The organism is Amycolatopsis sp. FDAARGOS 1241, assembly GCF_016889705.1.
Classification (GTDB): Bacteria; Actinomycetota; Actinomycetes; order Mycobacteriales; family Pseudonocardiaceae; genus Amycolatopsis.
This window is the reverse complement of record NZ_CP069526.1, coordinates 8,217,165-8,232,991: the sequence shown is the minus strand read 5'-3', so window position 1 is coordinate 8,232,991 and position 15,827 is coordinate 8,217,165. Positions and strand designations below refer to the sequence as shown.

The 15,827-nt window shown below is 70.1% G+C and carries 18 protein-coding genes and 2 pseudogenes; 12 read left to right on the top strand and 8 right to left on the bottom strand.

Annotation, left to right across the window (positions count from 1 at the left end; translation table 11 throughout):
* Positions 1-44 precede the first annotated feature (44 nt).
* Positions 45-368 carry a helix-turn-helix transcriptional regulator gene (locus I6J71_RS39970; protein WP_204091600.1) on the bottom strand — a complete coding sequence of 108 codons (324 nt, stop codon included), beginning with the start codon at positions 366-368 and terminating at the stop codon, positions 45-47.
* 108 nt (positions 369-476) lie between these two features.
* Between I6J71_RS39970 and I6J71_RS39965 the strand changes: the two genes are divergently transcribed.
* Complete coding sequence (locus tag I6J71_RS39965) at positions 477-1,667, top strand: MFS transporter (protein ID WP_204091599.1); 1,191 nt, start codon at positions 477-479, stop codon at positions 1,665-1,667.
* Here the strand turns inward: I6J71_RS39965 and I6J71_RS39960 are convergent.
* Positions 1,664-1,846: a DUF1918 domain-containing protein gene (locus I6J71_RS39960; protein WP_204091598.1), complete on the bottom strand. Its 183-nt coding sequence runs from the start codon at positions 1,844-1,846 to the stop codon at positions 1,664-1,666. The two genes, I6J71_RS39965 and I6J71_RS39960, sit on opposite strands and share 4 nt — an antisense overlap.
* Positions 1,847-1,921: 75 nt before the next feature.
* Here I6J71_RS39960 and I6J71_RS39955 point away from each other — a divergent pair, with 75 nt between their 5' ends.
* Both I6J71_RS39955 and I6J71_RS39950 read left to right on the top strand, forming a co-directional pair.
* Complete coding sequence (locus I6J71_RS39955; protein ID WP_204091597.1) at positions 1,922-2,566, top strand: spermidine synthase; 645 nt, start codon at positions 1,922-1,924, stop codon at positions 2,564-2,566.
* A gap of 239 nt (positions 2,567-2,805) precedes the next feature.
* On the top strand, positions 2,806-3,393 hold the full coding sequence (locus I6J71_RS39950; RefSeq protein WP_204091596.1) for an HhH-GPD-type base excision DNA repair protein: 588 nt from the start codon (positions 2,806-2,808) through the stop codon (positions 3,391-3,393).
* 420 nt (positions 3,394-3,813) lie between these two features.
* Here the strand turns inward: I6J71_RS39950 and I6J71_RS39945 are convergent, their stop codons facing one another.
* Complete coding sequence (locus tag I6J71_RS39945; RefSeq protein ID WP_204091595.1) at positions 3,814-4,422, bottom strand: class I SAM-dependent methyltransferase; 609 nt, start codon at positions 4,420-4,422, stop codon at positions 3,814-3,816.
* A 33-nt stretch (positions 4,423-4,455) separates the two neighbouring features.
* Positions 4,456-4,818 (bottom strand): DUF2203 domain-containing protein, encoded by a 363-nt coding sequence (locus I6J71_RS39940; protein WP_204091594.1) that lies wholly within the window; start codon positions 4,816-4,818, stop codon positions 4,456-4,458.
* A 738-nt stretch (positions 4,819-5,556) separates the two neighbouring features.
* Between I6J71_RS39940 and I6J71_RS39935 the strand changes: the two genes are divergently transcribed.
* Positions 5,557-6,780, top strand: a complete 1,224-nt coding sequence (locus I6J71_RS39935; protein WP_204091593.1) for an NADP-dependent isocitrate dehydrogenase — start codon at positions 5,557-5,559, stop codon at positions 6,778-6,780.
* A 210-nt stretch (positions 6,781-6,990) separates the two neighbouring features.
* The gene (locus I6J71_RS39930) at positions 6,991-7,305 is read left to right on the top strand and encodes an SH3 domain-containing protein (RefSeq protein ID WP_239154178.1); all 315 of its coding nucleotides are present in this window, start codon (positions 6,991-6,993) and stop codon (positions 7,303-7,305) included.
* 4 nt (positions 7,306-7,309) lie between these two features.
* On the opposite strand, the gene I6J71_RS39925 is transcribed toward I6J71_RS39930, so the two are convergent.
* From I6J71_RS39925 to I6J71_RS39915, 3 genes and pseudogenes are all read right to left on the bottom strand, one after another.
* Positions 7,310-7,867, bottom strand: a complete 558-nt coding sequence (locus I6J71_RS39925; RefSeq protein WP_204091592.1) for a permease — start codon at positions 7,865-7,867, stop codon at positions 7,310-7,312.
* Between the two features lie 97 nt (positions 7,868-7,964).
* Entirely contained in the window at positions 7,965-8,540 is a 576-nt protein-coding gene (locus tag I6J71_RS39920) for a TetR/AcrR family transcriptional regulator (protein ID WP_204091591.1), read from the bottom strand.
* A 70-nt stretch (positions 8,541-8,610) separates the two neighbouring features.
* Positions 8,611-9,343 (bottom strand): annotated as a pseudogene (locus I6J71_RS39915) (MBL fold metallo-hydrolase).
* A gap of 41 nt (positions 9,344-9,384) precedes the next feature.
* Here I6J71_RS39915 and I6J71_RS39910 point away from each other — a divergent pair.
* The gene (locus tag I6J71_RS39910) at positions 9,385-10,200 is read left to right on the top strand and encodes an exodeoxyribonuclease III (RefSeq protein WP_204091590.1); all 816 of its coding nucleotides are present in this window, start codon (positions 9,385-9,387) and stop codon (positions 10,198-10,200) included.
* 60 nt (positions 10,201-10,260) lie between these two features.
* On the opposite strand, the pseudogene I6J71_RS39905 reads toward I6J71_RS39910, so the two are convergent.
* Positions 10,261-10,880 (bottom strand): annotated as a pseudogene (locus tag I6J71_RS39905) (chitinase); the annotation flags it as partial.
* 562 nt (positions 10,881-11,442) lie between these two features.
* On the opposite strand from I6J71_RS39905, the gene I6J71_RS39900 reads away from it, so the two are divergent.
* The 6 genes from I6J71_RS39900 (at position 11,443) to I6J71_RS39875 (ending at position 15,811) form a co-directional block, all read left to right on the top strand.
* Complete coding sequence (locus I6J71_RS39900; RefSeq protein ID WP_370542041.1) at positions 11,443-11,787, top strand: hypothetical protein; 345 nt, start codon at positions 11,443-11,445, stop codon at positions 11,785-11,787.
* Positions 11,788-11,924: 137 nt separating this feature from the next.
* A complete protein-coding gene (trpS, locus tag I6J71_RS39895; RefSeq protein ID WP_204091589.1) occupies positions 11,925-12,947 on the top strand; it encodes a tryptophan--tRNA ligase in 1,023 nt (340 codons plus the stop codon).
* Between the two features lie 24 nt (positions 12,948-12,971).
* A complete protein-coding gene (locus I6J71_RS39890) occupies positions 12,972-13,163 on the top strand; it encodes a hypothetical protein (protein WP_204091588.1) in 192 nt (63 codons plus the stop codon).
* 15 nt (positions 13,164-13,178) lie between these two features.
* A complete protein-coding gene (locus tag I6J71_RS39885; RefSeq protein WP_204091587.1) occupies positions 13,179-14,231 on the top strand; it encodes a hypothetical protein in 1,053 nt (350 codons plus the stop codon).
* Positions 14,232-14,873: an AAA family ATPase gene (locus I6J71_RS39880; protein ID WP_370542040.1), complete on the top strand. Its 642-nt coding sequence runs from the start codon at positions 14,232-14,234 to the stop codon at positions 14,871-14,873.
* Positions 14,798-15,811 carry a YhjD/YihY/BrkB family envelope integrity protein gene (locus I6J71_RS39875; RefSeq protein ID WP_204091586.1) on the top strand — a complete coding sequence of 338 codons (1,014 nt, stop codon included), beginning with the start codon at positions 14,798-14,800 and terminating at the stop codon, positions 15,809-15,811. Before I6J71_RS39880 ends, I6J71_RS39875 begins: the two co-directional genes overlap by 76 nt.
* The last annotated feature ends 16 nt before the right edge of the window (positions 15,812-15,827 follow it).

The window sequence follows — 15,827 nt, the reverse complement described above, 5'->3', positions numbered from 1 at the left end:
TGTCATCCCGGTATCGGCGTGAGGCTGTTCACGTAGCGCGACCGTCAGCGGCGCGCGGCGAGCACACCGTCGAGCAGTCCGGGGAACAGGTCGTCGAGATCGTTGCGCCGCAACGAGTTGAACCGGGTCGTGCCCTCCTGCCGGCCGCTGGTCACCCCGGCCTGGCGCAGGATCCCGAGGTGGTGGGTGAGTGTGGATTTCGTCACCGGCACGTCGAGCCCGCCGCACGAGACCTCGGTGCCCGCGGCGGCCAGCTGGCGCACGATCGCCAGACGCACGGGGTCCGCGAGCGCGCGCAGCACGCCCTCGACGGTGATCTCGTCGCGCTCGGGGTGGACGAGCGGGCTCAGGTGCGTGGTGGCCGGCATGCGTCCATAGTACGACGATCCTCGAAATTGTCAGGGGAGGCGTGTACGGTCGTCATCGAACTACGACGTTCGTCGAACCAATCCGCTTCATCCCTTGGGGGCACGTTCATGTCCAGCGCCACTTCCACCGGGAACTCGCGAAACGCCGTGCTGGCGTTCGGGGCCTTCGGGGTCGGCACCAGCGGCTACATCGTGGCCGGGCTCCTGCCGTCGCTCGTCTCCGAGCTGCACGTCTCCGCCACCGCGGCCGCGCAGCTCGTCACGTCCTTCGCCATCGCGTACGCACTCGGCTCGCCGCTGTTCGCGGCGCTGACCGGCCGCTGGGAGCGCCGGACGCTGCTGGTGGCCGCGCTCGCCGTGACCGGCGTCGGCAACCTGTTCGCCGCCGTCGCGCCGGGCTACGGCACGCTGCTGGTCGCGCGGGTCGTCACGGCCGTCGGCGCCGCGGTGTTCACGCCGGCGGCCAGCGCCGTCGCCGCAGAGCTGACCACGCCGGAACGCCGCGGCCGCGCCGTCGCGCTGGTGTTCGGCGGCCTCACGGTCGCGCTGATCTTCGGGGTGCCGCTCGGCAGTCTGGTCTCGCAACAGTGGGACTACCAGGCCGCGTTCCTGCTCGTCGGCGTGCTGTCGCTGGCGGGCGCGATCGCCGTGCGCCTCGTGCTGCCGCGCGTCGCGCCGCCGCCGGCCGTGCGGCTGGCCGAGCGCTTCGCGTTGGCGCGGGACAAGCGCGTGGTCGCGCTGCTCATCACGACCGTGCTCGCGTGCCTCGGCGCGTTCATGGTCTACACGCTGTCTTCGTCGCTGCTCGCCGCGACGGCCGGTGTCACCGGCGGCACCGTCACCGTGCTGCTGTTCTGCTACGGCGTCGGCGGCGCGCTGGGCAACTACCTCGGCGGCCGCGCGGCCGACCGGTGGGGCGCGCGCGTGCCGGTGCTCGTGGTGCTGGCCGGGATGACCGTCGTGATGGCGCTGCTGCCGTTCACGTCGGTGACCGTCGCGGGCGCGGGCGTCACGTTCTTCGTGTGGGGCACGATCACGTGGGCGATCAACCCGCCCATGCAGCACCGGCTCATCGAGCTGTCGCCCGGGCACGCCGGGCTGGCGCTCTCGCTGAACGCGTCGGCGATCTACCTCGGTGTCGGTCTCTCCGGCGTCGTCGGCGGGGCCGTGCTCACGTCGGCGGGCCCGACGGTGCTGCCGGAAGTCGCGGCGGTCCTCGCCGGGGTGGCCGTCGCGGTGATGGCGTTCTTCTGGGAGCCGCGCAGGGCGCCGGTCCGCGAAGAAGTGGCCGTCGGTTAATCCGGGTTGATCTCGCAGTCCGGTCCGGGGTACAGCAGAGCTTCGTGCCCGTCGGTGAACCGGACCACGTACGGCGGTGAGCCGTCCGGGCCGCGCACCTCGAGGATCTCGGCGCGCTGCTCGGCCGCTCCCACCGTGCGGCCGTGGACCTGGATCTCGTCTCCTACTGTCGCGCGCATGAGGTTTCACCTCCTGGCTACACAGCCTAAGGGCGGCTCGCGGTCGCGTACAGGCCGTTGTGAAAGGCTGGCCGCGTGGCTGAGGTGCTGGAGGTGGCCCACGGCATGGGCGGTGAACTTGTGCTCCGCCGCGAAGGCGACGCGTTCGAGGTGATCGAGAACGGCGTGTTCCTCATGGACACCCGCAACGGCGAGTCCGAACGCCTGCTCGTGACCGGTGCCGCGGACCTGCTGGCTGCGGGTGCCCGGGTGCTCATCGGCGGCCTCGGGGTCGGGTTTTCGCTGCGGGCGGCGCTGGATCATCCCCGGGTGGGCGCGGTTGTGGTGGTGGAGCGCGAACCGGCCGTCATCGCGTGGAATTGTACGGGTCCGCTACGTGAGGTGCACGGTTCGGCCCTGGCGGACCCGCGCGTGCGGGTCGTCGAGGCGGACCTGGTGCCGTGGCTGGCCGGCTGTGCGGAGAAGTTCGACGCGCTGTGCCTCGACATCGACAACGGTCCGGAGTGGACGGTCACGCCCGGCAACGCGTCGCTGTACGGAGAGTCCGGAGTGGACGGTCTCGCGCGGCTCCTGCGCCCTGGCGGTGTGCTGGCGGTGTGGAGCGCCGGCGCGGCGCCCGCGTTCACGGACCGGCTGCGGGAGCGGTTCTCCGACGTGCGCGTGGTGGAGGTCCCGGTGCCGCGCGGCGAGCCGGACGTGCTGTGGTTCGCCCGCTCCTGACTGCGGCCGTCCGGGAAACGCGTCGTGGCGCGACGTGTCCTGCCGCATCCGCGGGGTTTCCGGCTCCTTCGGTCCGCGCGCGTGGACCGGCACCGCGGATGGTGGGCCTGCCGAATGTGACGGCGCCGCGTTCTCGAGCCTGCCGGTCGTCGGCTGCGAGCACGGCGCAGACCTCTCGTACGGCGCCACTCGGCTCGGTGAGCTGCGCGTGAGGGTCGCGACCTGCCAAAATGGCACGCATGACGCGTGAAGTGCACCTGAGCGGCGACGCCGAAGCCGACAAGCTGCTGAGTGAGGACCCGGTGGCGCTGCTGGTCGGCATGCTGCTGGACCAGCAGATCTCCATGGAGGTCGCGTTCCTCGGGCCGCGCAAGATCGCCGATCGCATGGGCGGGTTCGACGTGCGGCGCATCGCCGAGGCCGACACCGAGGAGTTCGTGCAGAAGTGCGTCACGCCGCCCGCCATCCACCGCTACGGCGGCTCCATGGCGCGCCGCGTGCAGGCCCTCTGCCGGTTCATCGTCGAAAACTACGACGGCGACGCGGAAGCGATCTGGACGCAAGGCCGCCCCAAGCCCGACGGTCCCGAGGTCCTCCAGCGCCTCAAAGCCCTCCCCGGCTACGGCGAACAGAAGGCCAAGATCTTCCTCGCCCTGCTCGGCAAGCAGTACGGCGTGCAACCCAAGGGCTGGCGCACCGCCGCCGGCGCGTACGGCGACCGTGGCTCCCGCCGCTCGATCGCGGACGTCGTGAACGCCAAGACCCTCGCCGAAGTGCGGGCGTTCAAGAAGGCGGAAAAGGCGGAGAGGGCGGCGGCGAAGAAGTAACCGAGCCGGGCAGGCCGTCTGCCTCCAGCCGGCAGCCCCCGCAGCGCGCGCCGTGCCCGGCGACGGGCGCCGGCCAGGTGACCGTGTCGGAGTACGGGGGCGTGGCGAAAGCCGACAACGGCACCTGCAACGGGCTCGTCTCGGGCTGAGGGCGCCCGCCGGCGAGCAGCTGCACGAAGTCACCTACCCGGCACCCGCTTCCGCGGCGGGCACGCGCCGCAGCTCGACGGGCCGGGCTTCGCCGTCTTCCGCGGCGCTCGGGCCTGCACCGACATCGCCGAAGACCCCACCGCCGACTTCACGCTCACGCAGCTCGTCCGGGCCGACGATGGCACCACCACCGGCTTCGACGCCTCGTTCGTGCCGGCACTGCTCGGGCCCCGCCGGTCTCGCGACGACCGGCGAAGTCCACTTGCACCGCTAGCGCACCGCACGCACCGCGAACACCAGCCGCTCCCGGCCGCCGAGGTGGGCGGTCACCGTGGTGGCCGACGCGGAGCCGAAGCCGGCGTCGGTGGCCAAGGCGGCGGCGTCGGCTTCAGTGGCGGGGATGCGGAAGTCACGGGGCATCTGGTCGGACAGCGAGCCGGTCCGCGAGAAGCGCTTGGCCGAGGAGATGCTGAACGCGGCCACGCCGCCGGGCCGCAGGACGCGCAGCCACTCCGCGAGCGCCGTCGCGCCGAGGAAGTGCAGGGCGGAGGCGCACACGACCGCGTCGGCGCCGCCGTCGGCGATCGGGAGGGGTACGGCGCGGCCCTCGTGCCATGAGATCACGCCCGCGGGATCCAGCGTGGCCGCCTTCGTCCGCGCCAGCGCGAGCATCGCCGGCGAGAAGTCCACCGCGACGATCGAGGCGGGGTTCAGCCGCAGCGCCGCGAAGGCCGCCGCGCCCGTGCCGGTGGCCACGTCGACCAGCAGGGAGGCCCCGCTCGGCAGCGACGCCACCAGGGTGTCGGCCACCAGGGGGTGGAACTCGTCGTCGTCGTATCCGTCGGCCAGCGCGTCGAAGACGTCGGAAGCTGTGCTCACCGGCTCAACCTAGCGGCGCTGACCAGCGAATTTTCACTTCAACGGCCGGCGCCCCGCGAAGCCGAGGTCGACCCGGTGGTACCAGGCCAGTTCGCGGTCGCCTTCGAGCCAGCACAGCAGCACGTCGTCGCCGTCGAGCGACGCCGGGAAGTCCACCAGCAGCGGAGCGAAGCCCTTGAGTTCCGCGCCCGTGCGCTGGACAGTCGTCATCAACTCGTCGAGCCGGGCCTGCGCGGCCTTCCACTCCGGCAACCCGCCGAGGTCGGTGTCACGCCCGCCCGGTCGCAGCGAAGCGGCGAGCTCGGCGGCGTCGGCGCGCACCCGGACGAGCTCGGCGAGGACCGGGAGCAACCTGGCGAGCTCGGCGCGCGCCTCCGGCACGGTGAACAGACCCATGTGACGATGTTCTCACCGCGCGCGAAGGCACTGGTCACCGAGCGGGCCGCCACCGCGCGATCAGGCCGCCAGACCCGCGCCGACCAGCCGGACCCGCCAGCGAGCAGCGCGCCCGAGAACAGCGACGACGGCACACCGGACGACAGCCCGCCGCGCGGCAGCACGTCGAGCAGGTGGCCCCCCACTCCGGCATCGCCAGTGCGACGACGCCCGGCAGCACCCCCACACGAACCCGCCGAGCAAACGGACCCGATGAAGACCACGCGCCCAGCGCCGTGACCAGCAGCAACAGGATCGCGCCCGCCATCGCCCCTCGCGATGCCGAGCGCGTCGCGGCGGGCGCCGAACGCCTCCACGACGAGCGCCTGCCGGCGGTAGCCACCGGCCGCGAGCAGGCCCAGCGCGACGGGGTGAGCACGAGCCCGAGCAGCCCGCTGAACACGCGCGTGACGGCCCGGCTTATCGAATTCCGGCGGCTGAAAAGTGGTGTACGAGCCGGAATACGACATAGCGTGACCTCCCGGGTGGCTGGTTCCCCGACGGGATGGTGGCCGAGCTCACCCGGTTCCGCGGTCGACGAAGGCGTGCTGTGCCCGCTCGTCGGGGCCGCGAGCGCCGGGTGGAGACTTGACGCCGACCACTTCTGGAACCACCCCGGCCCGGTAAGCAGTACGCTTGTACCGCTACCGACGAGTCGAAGAAGCATCGCGAAGATCCGCGGAAGGAGCACCGCTGCTCATGGCCAAGATCAAGGTCCAGGGCACCGTCGTCGAGCTCGACGGCGATGAGATGACCCGCATCATCTGGCAGTTCATCAAGGACAAGCTGATCCACCCGTACCTGGACGTCAACCTGGACTACTACGACCTGGGCATCGAGGAGCGGGACCGCACCGACGACCAGATCACGGTCGACGCCGCCAACGCCATCAAGAAGCACGGCGTCGGTGTCAAGTGCGCCACGATCACGCCCGACGAGGCGCGCGTGGAGGAGTTCGGCCTCAAGAAGATGTGGCGGAGCCCCAACGGCACCATCCGCAACATTCTCGGCGGCGTGGTCTTCCGCGAGCCGATCATCATGCAGAACGTGCCGCGCCTGGTACCGGGCTGGACCAAGCCCATCATCATCGGCCGTCACGCCCACGGTGACCAGTACAAGGCCACCGACTTCAAGGTGCCCGGCCCGGGCACCCTGACGCTGACCTACACCCCCGAAGACGGCTCCGCGCCGATGGAGTTCGAGGTCGCGAAGTACCCGGAGGGCGGCGGCGTCGCCCTGGGTATGTACAACTACCGCAAGTCGATCGAGGACTTCGCGCGCGCATCGCTGCAGTACGGTCTCGACCGCGCCATGCCGGTCTACCTGTCGACCAAGAACACGATCCTCAAGTCCTACGACGGCATGTTCAAGGACGTGTTCCAGGAGATCTTCGAGGCCGAGTACAAGGCCGACTTCGACGCCAAGGGCCTCACCTACGAGCACCGGCTCATCGACGACATGGTCGCCGCGGCGCTCAAGTGGGAGGGCGGCTACGTCTGGGCCACCAAGAACTACGACGGTGACGTCCAGTCCGACACCGTGGCCCAGGGCTTCGGCTCGCTCGGCCTGATGACGTCGGTGCTGCGCACGCCGGACGGCAAGACCGTCGAGGCCGAGGCCGCACACGGCACCGTGACGCGCCACTACCGCCAGCACCAGCAGGGCAAGCCGACCTCCACGAACCCGATCGCCTCGATCTACGCGTGGACCCGGGGCCTCGAGCACCGCGGCAAGCTCGACGCCAACCCGGAGCTCATCGGCTTCGCGAACACGCTGGAGCGCGTGGTCATCGACACCGTCGAGAGCGGCAAGATGACGAAGGACCTGGCGCTGCTCGTCGGCGGCGACCAGCAGTGGCAGACCACCGAGGAGTTCCTCGCGACCCTCGACGAGAACCTGGCCAAGAAGATCGCCCAGGGCTGAGCCACCGGCAGAACTGCCTTTCCCACCACCGCGAAGGGGCACCTCGGAGGAGTCTTCCGAGGTGCCCCTTCGTCGCGATCACCCATTGTCACCGGGAGGTGACGCTGTTGGCGCCTCCGGGTGGTCTGGGCCGGCGGCCCTGTCGGGCCGACCCACTCCGTGTCTACCCTGGTCGGGCCGGGTTTTCGGGATTCGTCGGAGGAGCCAGCCGTGATCCTGGGGTTGTTGCCGAAGAAGACGCTGATCATCATCGGCGTCATCGCCGCAGTGGTGATCCTCTACGTGATCAACCAGAAGGGCCAGGCCGACGCGCAGGGCTCCCCGACCGGGTGCAAGGTCACCGTGACCGCCGACGTCCTCAACGCCCGCGAGACACCCGACGGCAACGGCAAGATCGTCGGGAAGTACCTCAACGGCGCGGAGTTCGACGCCATGCCGGTGCAGCAGAACGGGTTCCGCGAGGTCGCCCAGGGCAAGTGGGTGGCGAGCAGCTTCGTGAAGCCAGTCGAAGGGGCGAAATGCTGACGGTCTAGCCGCCGATCAGCTCCAGCGCCACGGTGGCCGCACCCGACACCGCGGCGATGACGCCCAGGCCGCGCGCCTTGCGCGGGTCGCGTTTGGCGGCGGCCCGCCAGTAGAGGCCGATACCGGCCACCAGCAGGAGGATTTCGACGGTCATCGAGACCGCCGGGAGCCGCCACAGGCCGAAGCCGAACGTCGGCAGGCCGCCCGCGTTGCCGGGCAGGATCGGCAGGTCGGCGCGGTGCACCACGAGGTCGAGCAGCCAGTGGGAGAACGCGACCGCGCCGAGCGTGACACCCGCGCCGCGACCGACCCAGCGCGCTGCGACCAGGCCGAACAAGGCCGAGAGGACGACCGCGCCCACCAGTGAATGCGTGTAGTCGGCGTGGATCACGCCCTCGCCGTAGCCGGTTCCGCCCGGCTGGTCGATGGTTTCGACGCCGGTGAGGTACAGCGGGGTGAACACGATGTCGAGCCACGCGGTGGCGAGCATCAGCGTCCACACCGGAATCGAAGGCCGGCCGGCATTGACACCGGCCGCGAGGCCGAAGTGTCCGGCGATCATCGGCGAATCCCGTTGGCCTGCCAGGGAAAGCGCGCGTCGGCGATCCCGAGCGCGACGGTGAAGAGCAGCACGGCGATGACGAAGGACATGGTTCTCCTCAGCTTGTTTCGGCGTAGCCGGCGATGCCTCGCACGAGCATCGTTTTCAGGAGCGTGAAGCTGGCGTCGACGTCTTCGGGGCGGCCGAATCCGCCGGAAGCTTCGAGGCTGGCGAAGCCGTGTACGGCGGCGCGCAGGCAACGCGTCGCGTGCACGCTGCGGGCGTGGTCGAAGCCGTACGGGCGAAGCACCGCGAAGGCGACTTCGGCGACACCGTGGGTGGCCTTGGCGAGCTCCTCATCGGCCTCGTCGGGCGCCGTTTCCAGCGCGGCGACCCGATGTGGATGTCTTCGCAGGTATGCGCGATACGCATCCGCGAGGGCCTCGATGGCCTCTTCGCCGGACCGGCCGGTCGCGGCGCCTCGCAACGCCTCGGTCATCTCGGTGACCACCTCGAGGTCGATGAGCCGCCGGAGGGCGGCGAGACCGCCGACGTGCTTGTACAGCGAGGGCGTGGCGACGCCGGCGCGCTCCGCGACCTTGGCGAGGGTGAGTGCGCCGGCGCCGTCGGCGTCCACCACCTCGAGCGCGAGGGTGACGACGGCGTCCGGCGTGAGGCCGGCTCTAGGGGACATCACGGTGGCTAATGGGCATAGCTAAAAAGCTAATGGAATTAGCCATCTGCCGTCAAGAGGTGCCGCCGGGCTACAGCTCGAGCCTCATTCCCTCTTCTGCGGCCAGCACCTCACCGCTGAACTCCGCGCTCGCCTGCGCGACCGATTCGGCACGGTCGGTGCCGGGCCAGAAGTGCGTGAGCAGCAAGGTTTTCGCACCGGCTGTCGCCGCCGTGCGGCCGGCTTCGGCGGCCGTCATGAGGTGCTCTTCGGGTTCCTGGACGGTCGCCTCGCAGATCAGCACGTCCGCGTCGCGCGCCAGCTCCACGAGCAGTGGCGACGGGCCGGTGTCACCGGAGTACGCGACGGTGGCGGTCGCGGAACTCAGCCGCACGCCGTGGTTCGGCACGAAGTGCGGCGTGCGGCGCCGAGGTCAGCTGCCACGGGCCGACGGTTTCGGGCCCGGCGAAGGTGCGGACGTCGAAGATCGTCGTCGGGTGCGGGCGCGGTTCGGCCGCTTCGAGCCGGCGCAGCGCGCCGGGGGTGCAGTGCAGCGGCAGACGAGTGGTCTCGACCGTGTAGCGCCACGCGCGGCTGAGCGCGGTGAGGTCCGCGATGTGGTCGGGGTGCTCGTGCGTCACGACGACGGCACCGAGGTCTTTCGCTTCCACGTGCGTGAACAGGCGGGCGGCCGCGCCGTAACCGAGGTCGAGGACGGTGTGGTGGTCGTTGTTCCGGACGCTGTGCGACAGCAGGAACGCGGCGCACGCGTGGCCGGGCTCGGGGAAGCCGCCGCAGCTGCCGAGCACGGTGAGTCGGGCCATGACCGCAGTCTGGCACGGAGTTGTCGGGGTCGACGGGTAGCGTGCGCGGGGTGCTGACCGTCTCCACCGTGAACGTCAACGGCCTCCGGGCCGCCGTGAAGAAGGGCTTCGTCGAGTGGCTCACCACCACGAACGCCGATGTCGTCGCCTGCCAGGAGGTGCGGGCGGAGTCCGCGCAGCTGCCCGGCCACGTCGTCGAGCCGGAAGGCTGGTATGCCGCGCACGCCGCGTCGGCGGTCAAGGGGCGCAACGGCGTCTCGCTCTACAGCCGCGTCGAGCCGGAGGAAGTGCGCGTCGGCTTCGGTGAGCCCGAGTTCGAGGACAGCGGGCGTTACCTCGAGATGCACCTGCCGGGCGTCGTCGTCGCGAGCCTGTACCTGCCGAGCGGCGACGTCGGCACCGAGCGGCAGGACGAAAAGGAGCGCTTCATGGCGGCGTTTCTGCCGCACCTGGTGGAGCTGCGCGCGAAGGCCGCCGCGGCCGGCCGCGAGGTCGTGGTGGTGGGCGACTGGAACATCGCCTACGACACCGTCGACCTGAAGAACTGGAAGGGCAACCAGAAGAACTCCGGGTTCCTGCCCGAGGAGCGCGAGTGGCTCGGCCGGGTCTACGAAGAGGCCGGCTACGTCGACGTCCAGCGCCGCCTCCACGACGGCCCCGGCCCCTACACGTGGTGGTCCTACCGCGGCAAGGCCTTCGACAACGACTCCGGCTGGCGCATCGACTGCCAGCTCGCGACGCCCGGGCTGGCCGCCGCGGTGCGGTCCGTGGTCGTCGAACGCGCCGACACGTACGCCGAGCGCTGGTCGGACCACGCTCCGGTGACCGCGACGTACGACGTGCCGTTCCCGCGCTGATTCCTCGACGGGGCAAGGAGAAGGGCCACTCGGCCGCCACCGAGGGGCCCTCTGGGGACCTCAGCAGCTGAGGTTGCCACCCGGGTCGGCTCCCAGGATGCCGGTGAACTCCGGTACGCGTCGACGCGGCTCTGGACCTGGGCGGGGTTGCCGCCGTTGCACTCGATGGAGCCGTTGATGCTGCGGATCGTCTCGCCGAAGCCGCTGCCGTCGACCATGGCGTCGTGCGGGGTGACGGTGCCGGGGCCGGACTGGGTGTTCCAGTACCAGAGGCCGGTTTTCCACGACACGGCCGCGTCGTTCTGCACGAGGTTCGGGTGGTTCAGCAGATCGATGCCGAGCGCGTCACCCGCGGCCTTGTAGTCGAAGTTCCAGCTGAGCTGGATCGGTCCGCGGCCGTAGTACGCGGCGGTGCCGGCTGGGCAGCCGTGGGACTGGCTGGTGTCGCAGTGGTGCGGGTAGTTCGCGGTGTTCTGCTCCACTGTGTACACCAGGCCGCCGGTTTCGTGGCTCACGTTCGCGAGGAACGCCGCGGCTTCCTGCTTCTTCACGGTGTCGCTGCCGGAGTTCGCGAAGCCGGGGTACGCGCCGAGCGCGCCGGTCAGTCCACTGTAGGTGTAGAAGGAGTTCCGGCTCGGGAACATCTGGTTTAACTGCGCCTCGCTCACCACGAAGCCAGCGGCCGGAGCCGCGGTCGCAGTGGTGGGGACGAGCATGGCGACGACCACGGTGGTGACCATCCCGACGGCGGTGAGGATCCTGCGGAGAGACATGGGCTCACTCCTTTGTACGTCCTGAAAATGGGAAATGGTCGACGCCAATGAGATATAGACCACCGTTCAAGCGGTCGGAACCGCTTGAAGATCGAGAAGCCGCGAACAGAGCAAGAACGTTGGTGAATAACTTTCTGTTCGCAGCCCGGTGCCGCCGGATGAGTGAATGTGTCTCATGTTTCGCGCGCGCCGAGCGACCGGGAGCGGGCGTCGCCGGTTCCGCGACCGCCGTCGGAGCGACCGATTCCGGTCACGGCGGGGACTGATCAACTCGCTGCAGAGCGCTGACCACCGGTGATGCCGGTAGCGCAGGGGCGGGCGCCAGGGCTCCCCGGACGGGCGCTAGTCTCGGCGCCCGAGTTGATCAGAACCGACAGGTCTTGACACACTCGGTAGTTTTTTCACGACAACGCTCATCCTTACGGGTGAGAGATCTCGCCAGGAACGTCATTTCGCGGGAGGCACTCCGGTGCGCAACCCAGGTCATCTCCTGTTGCGGTCCACTCTGCGCTCGGCTCGGTCGGCGACCCTCGTCGCCCTGCCGGCTGTTCTGCTGCTCGCCGGCAGCGGCACGGCTCTGGCCGACGACAACGTTGCCCGCGAAGAGACCAGCTGGGCTGGTTTCGGCATGCTCGGGCCGGTCGGCCTGGTGGCCGTGGCGCTGGGCATCGTCGGTATGGCCCTCGGCGTGCTGCGGCAGCGCCGCAAGGCCCGTGCCGCCGTCGCCACCGCCGCCGCTGTCGTGGCGCCGGAGGCCGCCGTCGCCGACGCCGAGGACCCCACCCGGCCGCTCGCGCCGGTGCGGCACCCCTGATCGGTCGCGCTCAGGGCCGCTGAGCCCGCCGCTGCCGGACCCGGCCGCTCGCCCCGGCTCGAGGCCGCCACCCCCCGACCCGTCTCCGGGGAGACCTCCCTGTGACCCGCCCCGGCCGAGCCTGGAAGAATCGCCTCGTGTCCGACGAACAGAACGGGCGCCTGCGGGTGCTTTCCGGGATCCAGCCGACGGCCGACTCGTTCCACCTCGGCAACTACCTCGGCGCCCTGCGCCAGTGGGTGCAGCTGCAGGACACGCACGAGACTTTCTACTGCGTCGTCGACCTGCACGCCATCACGGTCGAGCAGGACCCGAAGGTGCTGCTGGAGCGCACGCGCCGCTCGGCCGCGCAGCTGCTCGCCATCGGCGTCGACCCCGACCGCAGCGCCCTGTTCGTCCAGAGCCACGTGCCCGAGCACGCACAGCTGAGCTGGGTGCTCGAGTGCCAAACCGGCTTCGGCGAGGCCAGCCGGATGACGCAGTTCAAGGACAAGTCGGCCAAACAGGGCGCCGACCGCGCCAGTGTCGGGCTCTTCACGTACCCGATCCTGCAGGCCGCGGACATCCTGCTGTACCAGGCGAACGCGGTGCCCGTCGGCGAGGACCAGCGCCAGCACCTTGAGCTCACGCGCAACCTCGCGCAGCGCTTCAACAACCGGCTGGGCAAGACGTTCGTGGTCCCCGAGCCCTACATCGTCAAGGACACGGCGAAGATCTACGACCTGCAGGACCCGACGGCGAAGATGAGCAAGTCGGCGTCGGCCGCCAACGGTCTCGTCGAGCTGCTCGAAGACCCGAAGCGCTCGGCGAAGAAGATCCGCTCCGCTGTGACCGACACCGGCCGCGAGATCAAGTTCGACGCGGAGAACAAGGCCGGCGTCTCCAACCTGCTGACCATCTACTCGGCGCTCACCGAACGCTCGATCGCCGACCTCGAGGCGGCCTACGAGGGCAAGGGCTACGGCGACCTGAAGAAGGACCTGGCCGAGGTGCTCGTCGAGTGGGTCACGCCGCTGCAGGAGCGCGTCCAGACCTATGTGGACGACGTCACCGAACTCGACAAGGTGCTCGCCCGCGGCGCCCAGCGCGCCCGCGAGGTCGCGGCGGAGACGCTGGCCACCGTCTACGAGCGCATCGGGTTCCTTCCCGCCGCGCGCTGATCAGCCGTTTGTCGGGGGACAAAGGTGAAACTGAAAACAGGCGCGTGGCTCCTCGCTGCCTCCGTGCTGGCTGCCGGCTGCGGAACGTCCACTGCGGACAAGCAATCGGCGTCGCCGGTGGGCGACGGCCAGACGACGACACGGCCAGGGTACGAGGGCGCCACCGACCCGGATCCCGCGCTCGTGAAGGAAAAGGCGAACGCGCAGCCCGGGTAGCTCGGCGGCAAGCCGGTGATCGAGGCGTGCAACCTGCTGTCGTGGACCGACCTCACTTCGCTCGGGGTGAAGGTCGACCCGCGGCCGGACCCGAACGTCGTCACCTTCCAGCGCAGCTACCTCGTCGGTGACGGTCCGGGTCCGCTCAAGACCTCGGCCATCACGTACTCGCAGGCCGGCGGCCTGGCGCTCGACAAGTTCAACTACAGCCTCCGCTCCGCGGACGGCACGCTGCAGGAAACCCTGGCCGTCGCCGTCTCGCAGCCGGCGTACGTGCCGTCGGCCGCCGGGGCGGCCGCTGCCTACGACGGCGTGCACCCGAGCATCACGCTCGGCTCGGTCAGGCTGTTCTCGAAGCGCCGCGACGTCCCGGAGCCGGACGCGTCGGGCGAGGCGGCCGTGGTCCTCGGTGACACCGTGGCCAGTTTCGACTTCGACCTCAAGGGTCCCGGCAACGCGGGCCAGCTGCAGGCCATCGCCAAGCGGGTCATGCAGAACCTCCAGGCGCAGACCCGCCACCCCGCCGGCCCGAGCACGATCGACTACTCGAGCCCGGTGTTCCCGCAGCCGGTCGCGCAGCCGTGCCCGCTGCTCACGCCCGACGTCGTCACCCCTCCGATCGGCGCGGACGCCTCGCCGCTCGTCTCCGAGCTGCCGGGCACCTCGGTCGGCGATGTCGTCTTCCCGCACGAGACGCAGCCGTACAACTACGTGGCTCTCGAGTGCGAACGCGGCACCGGTCAGGACGACGAGCTCTCCCGCAAGGCGCTCGCACTGCGGGTCACGAGCTTCCTCTCCGAGGACGGGGCGAAGAAGTACGTCGAGAACATCGCGGGCGCGCACGGCGGGCAGGCTCCGGCGGCCCAGGTCGGCGACGAGTCGAAGATCATGACCGACACCCTGTCGGTGAAGACCCGTGGCGTGCTGATCTTCCGCAAGGGCCGCTTCGCGTTCGAGCTGCAGCTGGCCGATCACGACGGACATCCCAACGGGCTCGCGCTCGGGGAGGCCACCAGCGCGCTGCTGCCCGCCGGGCAGCAGATCGCGCAGAGCTTCCGCGGGGTCTAGGTGCGCCTGATCGTCCTCAACGGACCGCCCGCGATCGGCAAGTCGACCGTCGCGGAGCGGTTCGCCGAGTCGTGCCCGCCGACGCTGAACCTCGACGTCGACCGCGTGCGCTCCCTCGTCGGCGGCTGGCGCGAGCAGCCGCGCGAGTCGGGCCTCGCCGCGCGTGAACTGGCACTCGCTGCCGCCCGCGCGCACCTGACGGCAGGCCACGACGTGGTCGTCCCGCAACTGCTGGCCCGCTCGGAGTTCCTGGTGCGGCTTGAAGAACTCGCGCACGACGTCGGAGCGGAGTTCTTCGAGGTCGTCCTCTGGGACACCCGCGACAACGTGCTGCGCCGCTTCGCCGAGCGCCCACTTCGGCCCGAGCACCACGAAACCGGTACCGCCGAGGTCGCCGCGCTGTATGACCGGCTCGAAGCGTTCCTCGAAGCGGCCGCGGGCGCGGGTCGTCGGAACGTCCTCCGGCCGGGTGGACGACGCGTACCGCGCCTTTCTGACCAGCATCGCCTGACCCGCGCGGGCCCGCTCGCGTTGCGGCCCTCACCCACCGTGGTTAGCGTTTTACGGTGGCGAACAAAAACGGTGACCAGGAGAAGCTGCTGCCTCGGCTGCGGCGGAAGTACCCGTGGCTGGATCACCTGATCCGAGCCAACGAATCCTTCGGCGAGCACTACGGCAACCACTACGCCGCCGCCATCACGTACTTCAGCGTGCTCTCGGTGTTCCCCATCTTCATGGTGGCGTTCACCGTCATCGGCAAGGTCGTGGGCGGCAACCAGGCCGTGATCGGCAAGATCACCGACGGAATCAAGAACTCGGTGCCGGAAGGCCTGCAGGACCTCGTCATGACCATCGTGAACGCGGCCATCTCTTCGGGCAGCGGCATCGGGATCTTCGGTCTCCTGCTGGCCCTCTACTCGGGAATAGGCTGGATGTCGAACCTCCGCGATGCCCTCACAGCGCAGTGGGGCCAGGAGAAGAAGCAGCAGCCGTTCGTGAAGACGACGATCAAGGACCTGCTGTCCCTCGTCGGCTTGGGCATCGCGCTCATCGTGTCGTTCGCCGTGACGGCCGCGGGCAGCGGCGTCGGTCAGTACCTGCTGGAGCTGGTCGGCCTTCAGGACCAGACGTGGGCGGTCTGGGTGCTGCGGGTGGCCACGATCATCCTCGGCCTGGCCGCCAACGCGCTCGTGTTCCTGTGGGTCATCGCGCGCCTGCCGCGTGAGCACGTGGCGATGCGCAGCGCGGTGACGGGCGCGATCGTCGCCGCGATCGGGTTCGTGATCCTGCAGCAGGTCGCCACGATCTACCTCAAGAGCGTGACGCAGTCGCCGGCCGCCGCCATCTTCGGCCCGATCATCGGTCTGCTGGTGTTCGCGAACCTCGTGTCGCGCTTCCTGCTCCTCGTGACCGCGTGGACGGCGACGGCGCGCGAGAACCAGCGCAAGGTCGTGCGCCCGCCGGCGCCGGTGCTGCTGGAGCCGCGCGTGACCGTCCAGCGCGGGTTCGGCATGGGCGCCGCCGCGGGCGTGTTCGGCGTGGGCGCCCTGCTCGGCTGGTTCGGGCGCAGGCGGGGTTAGCTGTGATGTATGTCCA